The sequence below is a fragment of the Sedimentibacter acidaminivorans genome (assembly GCF_017873955.1).
GTDB classification, from domain to species: Bacteria; Bacillota; Clostridia; order Tissierellales; family Sedimentibacteraceae; genus Sedimentibacter; species Sedimentibacter acidaminivorans.
Genome location: NZ_JAGGKS010000006.1, coordinates 116,553 through 128,308 on the forward strand (window position 1 = coordinate 116,553; position 11,756 = coordinate 128,308).

At 29.9% G+C, this 11,756-nt stretch carries 10 protein-coding genes; 5 read left to right on the plus strand and 5 right to left on the minus strand.

The features are described from left to right. Nucleotides 1-103: 103 nt before the first annotated feature. A complete protein-coding gene (locus J2Z76_RS10835) occupies nucleotides 104-1,438 on the plus strand; it encodes a S1C family serine protease (protein WP_209512073.1) in 1,335 nt (444 codons plus the stop codon). 148 nt (nucleotides 1,439-1,586) lie between these two features. Here J2Z76_RS10835 and J2Z76_RS10840 read toward each other — a convergent pair whose 3' ends face one another. The 5 genes from J2Z76_RS10840 to J2Z76_RS10860 form a co-directional block, all read right to left on the minus strand. After that, the gene (locus J2Z76_RS10840) at nucleotides 1,587-2,258 is read right to left on the minus strand and encodes a response regulator transcription factor (protein ID WP_209512074.1); all 672 of its coding nucleotides are present in this window, start codon (nucleotides 2,256-2,258) and stop codon (nucleotides 1,587-1,589) included. Between the two features lie 3 nt (nucleotides 2,259-2,261). Then, complete coding sequence (locus tag J2Z76_RS10845; RefSeq protein WP_209512075.1) at nucleotides 2,262-3,770, minus strand: sensor histidine kinase; 1,509 nt, start codon at nucleotides 3,768-3,770, stop codon at nucleotides 2,262-2,264. 190 nt (nucleotides 3,771-3,960) lie between these two features. Then, a complete protein-coding gene (locus J2Z76_RS10850) occupies nucleotides 3,961-4,617 on the minus strand; it encodes a 3-oxoacid CoA-transferase subunit B (protein WP_209512076.1) in 657 nt (218 codons plus the stop codon). Beyond that, the gene (locus J2Z76_RS10855) at nucleotides 4,617-5,270 is read right to left on the minus strand and encodes a CoA transferase subunit A (RefSeq protein WP_209512201.1); all 654 of its coding nucleotides are present in this window, start codon (nucleotides 5,268-5,270) and stop codon (nucleotides 4,617-4,619) included. Before J2Z76_RS10855 ends, J2Z76_RS10850 begins: the two co-directional genes overlap by 1 nt. A 123-nt stretch (nucleotides 5,271-5,393) precedes the next feature. Then, complete coding sequence (locus tag J2Z76_RS10860; protein ID WP_209512077.1) at nucleotides 5,394-6,572, minus strand: acetyl-CoA C-acetyltransferase; 1,179 nt, start codon at nucleotides 6,570-6,572, stop codon at nucleotides 5,394-5,396. Between the two features lie 367 nt (nucleotides 6,573-6,939). On the opposite strand from J2Z76_RS10860, the gene J2Z76_RS10865 reads away from it, so the two are divergent. The 4 genes from J2Z76_RS10865 (at nucleotide 6,940) to J2Z76_RS10875 (ending at nucleotide 11,715) form a co-directional block, all read left to right on the plus strand. After that, nucleotides 6,940-8,631, plus strand: a complete 1,692-nt coding sequence (locus J2Z76_RS10865; RefSeq protein WP_209512078.1) for a sigma-54 interaction domain-containing protein — start codon at nucleotides 6,940-6,942, stop codon at nucleotides 8,629-8,631. Between the two features lie 285 nt (nucleotides 8,632-8,916). Next, nucleotides 8,917-9,117, plus strand: a complete 201-nt coding sequence (locus tag J2Z76_RS17080; RefSeq protein ID WP_425347563.1) for a CLC_0170 family protein — start codon at nucleotides 8,917-8,919, stop codon at nucleotides 9,115-9,117. Between the two features lie 12 nt (nucleotides 9,118-9,129). Beyond that, nucleotides 9,130-10,629, plus strand: a complete 1,500-nt coding sequence (locus J2Z76_RS10870) for a spore germination protein (RefSeq protein ID WP_209512079.1) — start codon at nucleotides 9,130-9,132, stop codon at nucleotides 10,627-10,629. Further along, nucleotides 10,630-11,715: an endospore germination permease gene (locus J2Z76_RS10875; protein WP_209512080.1), complete on the plus strand. Its 1,086-nt coding sequence runs from the start codon at nucleotides 10,630-10,632 to the stop codon at nucleotides 11,713-11,715. The last annotated feature ends 41 nt before the right edge of the window (nucleotides 11,716-11,756 follow it).

Sequence of the window (11,756 nt, forward strand, 5' to 3'; positions counted from 1 at the left end):
ATTTCAAATTATTTACACTCAAAAAACACACTTCTATCACAATATAATAATAATATTATATTATAAATAAATAATTGTTATATAATATTAGGAGGAAAAAATAATGGATGATAATGAAAGAAACATATTTAATCAAAATGAGCAAGAAGATAGTTTCGAGAAAATTGAAGAAAAAATCTATCAATCAGAACAATTGGAACAATCAGAAAAAACTAATTCAACTGGTTATAACAATTTTTCAAATGAAGTTAACTTTTTAATTAGAGACGACAATCAATATAGCAAGAAAGAAAAACAGAAAAAACCACATAAAATAAAAAAAAGAGTAGTTGCTAGTTTTGTTTTAGTAGCTCTCATATCATCATTACTTGGCGGAGTAGCAGGAGGAGTACTTGTAAATTACCAAATAAATAATTCAGGTAGTAATCAGACTGGTAACGGAAAAAATACATCAGCACAACAAGTAAATATTAATTTATCAGATAACATGTATTTTGCTGCTGCGGTAGCTGAAAAGGCGCAGAAATCAGTTGTAGGAATCACTACAGATATGACACAAACTATTAATACATTTTTTGGACCACAAACGCAAAAAGGAACTAGCATGGGTTCTGGTATGATTGTTGATCCAAATGGGTATATTTTAACAAATGCTCATGTTATTGGAGATGGAGAATACGATAAAATAACAGTATCTTTAATAGATGGTTCAACTATAGAAGGTAAAGTTTTATGGTATGATGCCACCCTTGATTTGGCTGTTGTGAAGGTAGATAAAACAGGGTTGCCAGCAGTTGAACTTGGTGATTCTGATGAATTAATGGTCGGAGAACCAGCTGTTGCAATAGGAAATCCAATGACACTAGATTTAGAAAGAACAGTTACCCAGGGCGTTATAAGCGGATTAAACAGGTCTATAAAATTTGAAAATGGAACAACAATAAAACCACTTATACAAACTGATGCATCTATAAATTCTGGAAATAGCGGAGGACCACTATTTAATGCCGAAGGTCAAGTAATAGGTATTAATACTGCTAAAATGAGTACAGCAGAAGGTCTAGGCTTTGCAATTCCTATAAATACAGCAAAATCAATTTTAGAGCAAATTATAGGCAATGGAACAGTTTCATCACTTTACGTCGGTATTAAAGGAGTAGATGTTACAACATATGAGAAATCACTTGGTGTAGATGTAAGTGCTGAATATGGAGTAGTTGTAATAGAAGCCATAAAGGATTCACCAGCAATTCAAGCAGGATTAGAGATGGGTGATGTAATTACAGCAATTGATGGTAATAAAATAGAAACAATGGCAGATTTAAAAAGGCAGTTGTATCAATATAAAGAAAATGATGTAGTTAAAGTTACTATAAATAGAGGTGGAGATGAAAATACAATTGATATGAAATTAAAACAAAAACCAGCAAATTACTAAAAAACAAATAATAATATACATTAACCATTTATTGGTTTTAAATAAATAATAAAAAATAGGTATTGTACGTAGCAACCCACCCCCCCTAAGTTATTGCTATTATAAAATACCTGTTTTTTATTTAAGATATATTTAGATAAATTATAAGTTAGGTTATTTCAAATTTATAACCAATTTTCCTTATTGTTACTATGCTTTTTCCATATTTTCCTATTTTAGATCTTAGGCATTTTATATGTGTATCTACAGTTCTATCATCACCAAAATAGTCCCAGTCCCAAACTGTTGATAAAATTTGACTTCTAGACAGAACTATGTTTTTGTTTTGAAGTAAATAGTAAAACAAATCAAATTCCTTTGGGGTTAAAATAGCTTTTTCACCATCAATTAATACTAAACGCTCACGGTATTTAATAGATATACCCTCCAATTCTATATCCTGCATGCTATTCATTGATGTTCTTTTCAATAAATTTTTTACTCTAGTTACAAGAATTCTAGGACTGAAAGGTTTTGCAATATACTCATCAGCACCAGAATTAAATCCAGTTATTTCATCTGTTTCAGTATCTCTTGCTGTTAACATAAGTATTGGAACTTCAGAATTTTTCCTAATATAGCGACTAACTTCATACCCATCTATTTTTGGCATCATAACATCAAGTATTATAAGTGAAAAATCATAATTGTTGTCAAAAGTAGAGATAGCTTCCTCACCATCAGCTACAGCTATAACTTTGAACCCTTCATTAACCAAATAACTTGAAATTAATTTCCTTATATTATCTTCATCCTCAGCTAGTAAAATTTTGCTTTCCATAAATTATTCCTCCATATCAGTATCTATTTCAATATTTTCAAGTTCAAACCAAAATTCAACTCCATTATCTATGTTTTGTACACCAAAATTTTCATTGTGCATATCCATTATTACCTTAACTATTGCAAGTCCAAGACCATAGCTGCCCATATTTTTTCTTGACTTATCAGATCTATAAAAACTAATAAAAATATTTTCCAAATCTTCATTTGAAATAGGTTTACCAGTGTTATAAATTCTAACAATGCATTTATTAAGTTTAATTGACGTTGATATTTTAACTTCACCGTTAGTTGGTGCATATTTTATCGCATTTTCATATAAATTTTGAACAACTTGGGTTATTCTATAATAATCTGCAAATACAATACTATTGTTTGATATATCCTTATTAATGGTTAAGTTTTTAGATTTAGAAATTATTTTGTTTTTTCTAATTGTATCATTAATAATTTCATTGATACTAAAATTTGTTTTTTCAAGTTTTATCATTCCACTTTCAAGCTGTGATAATTTTAATAATTCCTGAACAAATTCAGACATTTTATTTCCTTCATTTACAATTATATTTAAATATTCTATTTTAGTTGTTTCGTCCATGTCCTTCATATCTAGTAAGGCCTCAGAATAACTCATAATTAGTGTTAAAGGAGTTTTAAAATCATGAGATACATTTGCAATAAATTGTTTTCTCATTTGATCAGTTTTTTCCTGCCTTGTTAAGTCATCTTTTAATTTTTCATTAGCAATCATTAGTTGAGATACATAATCTTGAAGCTTTACAGCCATATTGTTAATACTGACGGACAGTAGACCTACTTCGTCATTTGAAAGTACATCGCATCTATAAGAAAAGTCTAGGTTTGATATATTGTTTGCAGTCTTTTGCATTTCACGAATAGGTTTAGTTGTGCGGTCTGCTATAAAGTAAATTATTATTGCTCCAATTAAAAATGTAAAAATAGATATATATAAACCATATTTTACGGCCAAATTAGAAATATCTCTAATGAATTTTTTTGGTGTTTGCACAATTATATATTTGTTTTCATTTATGTTAGATACAACTGTTATATTGTTTCCAATATGATTTTCTTCATCATTAATTATATAATATTTGTTTTTATCGTTTAGTTTGTTAAATGTATTTTCATTGTATAATTTTTCTATTAAGTAAAGAACATCTTTTTCAAAAGGATTTGCAGAAAAATATTTTTGTCTAGAATAATATTCAAGTTCACCCTCACCTGTGTTAACATCTAATGAAAATATGCAAATTGACATATTCTGAATTTCATGATTTATAATTGTATTAACAATATCGTCCAAGTTATTTTTAAGATATGATGTCTTTATTTCATCTACTCCCTTTTTTAAACTGTCAATTTTATCAAAAGTATATAGTTTATCAAAAAAAGTGGTTCCTAAAATAAGTGAAAGAAAAATATTAAAAATTAGTACAAATATAATAGCCATAAAGAGTTTATTTTTTAAACTATATTTTAGTCTCATTATTTGTTCCTCTCTAGAAGTGTTTATTAATTTAAACTATGTTATTTTGTGTTGTAGTGTAAATATTTTACACTTACCGTTTATCTATAATAATATAACATAATTGTGACAAATAGGTGAAGATTATAATTAATTATAACAAAAAAGGATATATTTTCATATACCCTTTTATAGTTTATACAATATTTAATTAATTATCTAATCCAAATTTTTTTAAGTTAGGAGATATTATTAATTCAGCTTCAGTAGCAGCTTTTACATCTTCTACAGTAGCCTCTGGTCCTAACTCTTCAAGAACTAAGCCTTCTTTTGTAACCCTAATTACTGCCATTTCAGTAACTATTAAATTAACTTGTTCTTTAGCAGTTAAAGGAAGAGTACAATTGTTTAGTATTTTTGGTTTTCCTTTTTGAGTATGCACCATAGCAACTATAACTGTGTTAGCTCCAACAACTAAGTCCATAGCTCCACCCATTCCAGGAACCATCTTGCCTGGAATTTTCCAGTTAGCAAGATTTCCATGATGGTCAACTTGCATCGCTCCTAGAACAGTAGCATCAACATGACCACCGCGAATAATACCAAATGAAGTTGCACTATCAAAAAACATACCCCCAGGAAGTATAGAAGAAGGCATACCACCTGCATTTACAAGTTCCCAATCTTCTTTGCCTGCTTCAGGTGCAGGTCCTAAACCTAAAAATCCATTTTCTGATTGGAATGTAATATCTACATCTTTTGGAATATAGTTTGCTACCATAGTAGGTAGACCAATACCTAAATTTACAACATCACCATCATTTAAAAATTCCGCAACTCTTTTTGCAATTACAGCTTTAGCATCCATTATTTGTCACCTCCAACAATGTAGTCAACAAAGATTCCTGAACTCATTACATCCTCAGGGTCAATTTCTCCAACCTCAACTATTTTATCAGCCTGAACAATAACAACATCAGCTGCCATTGCCATAAGAGGGTTGAAGTTTTTGCATGATTTTGTAAAAATCATATTTCCTTTTTTATCTACAATTTTTGCTCTTAATAATGCAACATCAGCTCTTAATGGAAGTTCTAATATATATTCTTTTCCATCGATAACTTTTTTTTCTTTTCCTTCTTCAACTTCTGTTCCAATTCCTGTAGGTGTATAAAAGCCTCCAAGGCCTGTACCACCACATCTTACCTTTTCAGCTAGTGAACCTTGTGGAACTAAACAAACTTCTGTTTCTCCTGAATTCATTTGATTAGCTGTTTCTGGATTTGTTCCAACATGAGATGCGATCATTTTTTTAAATTGTTTTGCAACAACCATTTTTCCAACACCTCTGTCAGGGAATCCAGTATCATTACATATAAGTGTTAAATTTTTAACATTTTTTACTACTAAAGCATCAATTAAGTCTTCAGGAGTACCATTAGCTAAAAAACCACCTACCATTATAGTCATGCCATCTTTTACTTTATCTGCTGCTTCGTTAATAGAAATAATTTTGTTAATCAAGACTAAATCACCCTTTCTTATTTTCTTTTTACATAATATAATTTTATTAATGTTAATATTTTATAAATAATTGTAGGGAGAAGATTATTCTCCTACCCTACATATATTATACTAATTTTTTTATCTTTCAACTAATAATGATGTTCCCATTCCGCCACCGATGCATAATGTAGCAAGACCTTTTTTAGAATCTCTCTTTTGCATTTCATATAATAATGTAATAAGAATTCTTGCTCCTGAAGCTCCAATTGGATGTCCAAGCGCTATAGCTCCACCATTAACATTTACTATATCGGGGTTTAATCCAAGGTCTTTAACAACAGCTAAAGATTGAGAGGCAAATGCTTCATTTGCTTCAACTAAATCTAAATCTTCAACAGTCCAGTTAGCCTTAGATAATGCTTTTTTAGTTGCTGGTATAGGACCAAGACCCATAACCTTAGGGTCAACACCAGCTGTGCCATAACCTGTTATTTCTGCAAGATATTCAATGCCAAGCTCATCAGCTTTATCTTTGCTCATAACAATTAATGCAGCACCGCTGTCATTTATTCCTGATGCATTTGCTGCTGTAACTGTACCGCCTTTTTTGAAAGCAGGAGGTAATTTAGCCATTTTTTCTAATGTTGAACCATGTCTTGGAAATTCATCAGTATCGACTACTAATGGTTCGCCTTTTCTCTGTGGAATAATAACTGGAACTATTTCATCGACAAATCTTCCAGACTTTTGTGCAGCCTCGGCTTTATTTTGGCTCGCTACAGCAAATTTATCTTGCTCTTCTCTTGTTAATCCATATTGTTCAGCTACATTTTCAGCAGTAATCCCCATATGATATTCATTAAAAATATCGAATAAGCCATCATGTACCATAGAGTCAATTATTTTACCATCATTCATTCTTTGTCCCCATCTTGCGTTAGGTAGTAAATAAGGAGCATTTGTCATGCTTTCACAACCGCCACAAAGAATTATATCATCATCACCATTAGCTATTAATTGAGCAGCCATGCTTACTGATTTTAATCCTGAACCACATACGATATTAATAGTAAGTGCAGGAATTTCTATAGGAATGTCTGATCCTAGTGAAACTTGTCGAGCTACATTTTGCCCTAAACCAGCACCAAGAACATTTCCAAATAATACTTCATCAATCATTGAAGGTTCAATTTTCGCCCTTTTTATAGCTTCTTTTGCAGCTGCAACACCAAGTTCTACAGCTGATATAGATTTAAAAACTCCTCCATATGAACCTATTGGTGTCCTGGCTGCAGATGCAATAACAACTTTTTTCATAATATTATCCTCCTAATATTTTATAGTTAAATTATAAGCAAATATCGTGCCAATAATTTATTTACTTAATAAACACTGAAATATAAACGAATATTTCTTAAACACAAATTTTTATAAAAAAATTACCTAATTATACACATAACAATATGCATTAATGCATATTGTTATGTATTGTAATTGCAATATTGCATATAATGTGTTATAATAGAACAAAATAGTTGTACTATGTAATTATATTAAATAATTCTATATATTATATATTATACCTATTATTCCATAAATGCAATAATTAATACTATATTAGAATGTATTTAAAAAATATCAGTATGCGACATAATATAAAATGTTGTAAAAAAATGGAGGCAAAATGAAGGTTATTAACAATGATAGTATGAATATGGGGTATTTGCTAACAGATGATAAATATAATATAATCTATTTTAATAAGTATTTTAAAAAGTTTGTGAGTAACAATGAGGATATATTGAATAAAAAAATTACAGTATATTTTCAAGATATTAAGCTAGATAAAAAGCAAGAAATGTATCCTGTTAAGTATATAGATAATTATGTGTATTATGTAATGATTGAAGAACTTAAACTTTACGAACATGATCTCTATGCATTTTTCTTCTATGATTTTTCATTAGATAGCGAACTAGAAAAACAAATTCTTAGGTTAAATCGGCAACAATACCTATATAATGAGATGTTTAATAAGTTAGATGATGGAATATACGTTACAGATGAAGAGGGTAGCACGCAGTATGTAAATGATGCCTTTATAAATCTTTCCGGACTTACAAGAGATCAGATAATCGGAAAAACTGTTTATGATTTAAGAAACCACAATATTTTACCAAATTCATGCTGTGCTAAGGTTATTGAAACAAGAGGTCCGGTTTCTACTATTAATAATTATTATAAGGGTCAAAGGTGCCTTGTATCAGGGTCTCCCATATTTGATGAAAAAGGAAAACTTTCTAAGACTATAGCCGTAATTAGGGATGTGTCTGAACTTGATATTTTGATGAAGAATATCGCAAAAGAGGAAAATTTATTTATTAAAAGTAAGAACACTTATAATGCAGAAACAATTGAACATAAAAAAGAGCCTGTAATAAATAATGAAAACATGAAAATTATTTATAATAAGGCACAAAAAATTGCATCTGTAGATAGTACGGTACTAATACTTGGAGAAACTGGTGTTGGAAAGGATTTTATTGCATCGTACATTTACAATACATGCAATTGGAAAAACAAAGGTAAATTTGTTAAAATTAATTGTGGTGCAGTACCAGAACATCTATTAGAATCTGAATTTTTTGGATATGAGGAAGGTGCATTCACAGGAGCACAAAAGGGAGGAAAAAAAGGTCTCTTTGAGGAAGCGAATGGAGGGGTTCTATACTTAGATGAAATAGGGGATATGCCATATACTTTGCAGGTAAAACTTCTTAGTTCTCTAAATGATAGAATGTTTTACCGAATAGGTGGAACAAAACCTGTTGAATTTAACGCTAGAATTATAGCTGCTACGAACGTTGATTTAAAAAAATTAGTAGATGAAAAAAAATTCAGAGCAGATTTGTACTATAGGTTAAATGTAGTTAGGTTAATTATTCCATCCCTAAGACAAAGAAAAGAAGATATTATACATCTCTCACAGCAATTTTTAGAGTATTATAATAATAAATACGGAAAAAATTGTTATTTTTCAGCAGGTTGCCTAGAAAGTTTTTTAGGTTATGAATGGCCGGGAAATATTAGAGAAATGAAAAATATAATTGAGAGAACAGTTTTAATGTCAGATAATGCATGTATAGATACTGGTTTATTTAGAGAAAACCTTATGAATGGTGAAAATATAGTTGAAGTTTCAGAAAATAAATCTGTAATACTTGATAATAAATCCCTAAAAGAAAAATTAGAGGAATATGAGAAGGAAATAATTGAAAAAACACTACTGTTAACAAAAAATATGAAAGAAGCTTCTGAAATTCTTGGTATAGATATATCAACACTAGTTAGAAAGAAACAAAAATATAAAATGTAGGAGTATCATATAAAATTTAATTTATATATTTAGAATAAAAACACCTAAATTTGCAAATATTACTATTATTGTAAATAAGGTGTTTTTTATATACTAGGAAAGTTCTCCTCCTAGTATATAAAAAACGAGGATTGCAAAGGACGGGACGTCCTTGCCGTTAAGGGGGGTGCTCAGTAAAAATGCTTAGTAATAAGCAATTACGCCGAAGGGGGACATAGGTCCCCCTAGCGGAAGTTGCATAGCAACTTTTTTTATATTTAAATTGGGAGGTAATGTGCGAATATAATGTATTTCATAATTTATTTAAAGCAAATATTGAGCAATGAAATAATAATACTTTTTTTGGTAATCAGCTACTTTTTAATTTTTAGAACCAGCAAGGAACTTAAGCGTAAGAATTACCATAAGGACTATAAAATAGTGAAAACTACAGGAATTTTTTATGGAATATTAGCTATAGCTGTTGCTGTAATATTAAATATGTAAGGGTGTGGTACAGTGAAAGAAAATAAAGTAGAAAGAAAAATTGAAACAGATTTAAATAAAAACATAGCTATCTTAAAGGAAATACTTAAAGATGCAGACGACATAATATATAGAAGGCTTGAGTGTGGTAAAAATCAGAAAATCAAAATGGGTGTTGTATATATAGATGGTATGACTGATAAGGATTCTGTGAGTGAATATGCCATTGATAATCTTATTGAAAATCTAGATTTAGAAGAACTAGAAAAAAATGCAGAAAAAGAGTTGCAAGGGGCTATAGCTAAGACTAGTATTTCTGTACTAGAAGTAAAACCTATACTAACCATAGAGGATTCTGTACTCAAGATACTTTCAGGAGAAACTGTTCTTTTTATAGACACTTGTTCTAAAGCTATAATGCTATCTTCTAGAGGATGGCCGATGAGAGGTGTTTCTGAACCATCAACAGAAACAGTTTTACGTGGTGCTAGAGATGGATTCAACGAAACAATGAAAGTAAACTTAACTTTGATAAGAAGAAGAATTCGTGATCCAAAGTTAAAGGTTAAATATATGCAAATCGGTAGCGTATCAAAAACAGATATAGCAATAATGTATATAGAAGACAAAGTTAACGAAGATGTATTAAAGGCAGTACAAAAAAGGTTAAATAATATAAATATTGAAGCTGTGTTAGAAAGTTCATACATAGAGGAACTTATAGAAGATGATAACTACTCACCATTTCCACAAATTGAAAATACAGAGAGACCAGATGCTGCTGCATCTGCATTATTAGAGGGGAGAGTTGTAATTGCTGTGGATAATACACCAACAGTTCTTATGGCCCCAGCTATTTTTACAGCTTTTATGCAATCGTCTGAAGATTACTATGAGAGATGGTTGTCTTCATGTATGATACGTATAATTAGATATATTGCATTACCAATCACCATATTGTTGCCAGCAATGTATGTTGCAATAACTTCATTTCACCCAAATATGTTACCCACAGAGCTTGCTTTATATGTGGCAGCATCTAGGGCTAATGTTCCATTTCCTGCATATTTCGAAGCCTTTCTCATGGAACTTGTAATAGAGCTAATTAGGGAAGCCGCAATACGTATAATTGGACCAGTTGGATCCACCATTGGTTTGGTTGGAGGTTTAGTAATAGGTCAATCATCAGTTGAAGCAGGACTTATTACTCCATTAGCTGTTATAGTAGTTGCATTGACAGCAATAGCATCATTTACTATTCCAAGCTATAATTTTTCAACATCCCTTAGAATGATAAGATTTGCTTTTATATTTCTAGCAGCTACAATGGGTCTTTTTGGAATATCAATTGGATTATGTATTCTTATTATACATCTTTGTACACTAAAAAGTTTTGGTATTCCATATTTATCACCATTTTCTAGTTTTGTTGAAAACAAAAAAGATTTGAAGGACACGGTTATTAGACATAAAATACATAATTTAGTGCATAGACCACAATATCTAAGATCAAAAAAAGAGAAGGGGTTATAAATGTTTGAAAAAGGAATAACACCATATCAAAATGTTTCAATACTAATATTAGTTTCATTTGCATTTCAAACTTTAATGATGCCTATTATATTATCAGAAGTTGATGGACCTGTTGGATGGCTTTCTATAATAATAGGGGCAATTATATTGATTTTAACTATAAAGCCAATAAATAAAATAATGGATGATTATAAAGAAGATACAATAGTTGGTATTTCAAGTCATCTTCTTCCAAAGTATATAGCTAAGTCTATAGGTTTATATTATATAATTTTGTTTATTGTTGCGAATAGTTTGTTAATGAAAGACTTTGCAGAGCAAATAAAACTATTGATGCTTTTTAAAACACCAATTAGTTTTATTATAATAACAATACTTTTAACTGCATCGTATGCCGCTAAAAAGGGAATACAAACAATTTCTGAAATAGCCCATATTACAGTGTTGATTGCTTTGATACCATATTTAGCAGTAATAATATTTTCGGCTTATTACTCAAATTATACAAATGTATTTCCTATTTATCCTGTAGATATAGAAGGAGTAGTTAAGTCTATTCCAAATACCTTGTTTGGTTTTTTTGGATATGCAATTTTGATGTTTTCAAATAGTCATGTTTCAAAAACTGAAAAGAATATGTTGTTAAATAAGAAATTTATTATTATAAGTATGGCTATATATATAGGGTGCTATATATTAATAATTATAAAATTTGGAATGGAAGAGGCTGTTAATTTAGTGTGGCCATTTTTATCGGTTATGAAGTTTGTTAATATACCTGGATTTTTCTTTGAAAGTACTGAGATTGTAGGAATGTCATTTCAAATCATAGTAACATTCTCATGTGTTTGCATTCTTATGTATTTTACAAATCTTGCAATACAGGAAACCTTGGAAACAAAGGAGAATGGGTATTTTATATTTATACAAATACCTATATTGTATATAATGGCGGCAGCATTGCCTGGAATGTACATGTTATATCCATATGTTAAAATTCCAGCATATGTTTTTAGTGGATTAAACTTATTAATACCTATATTGATAATATTTAAGGGAAAGAAAAAAGGTAAAGCTAGAAATTGATACTGTAATTAATGAATTTATTGCATAAAGTATGGAGGCCA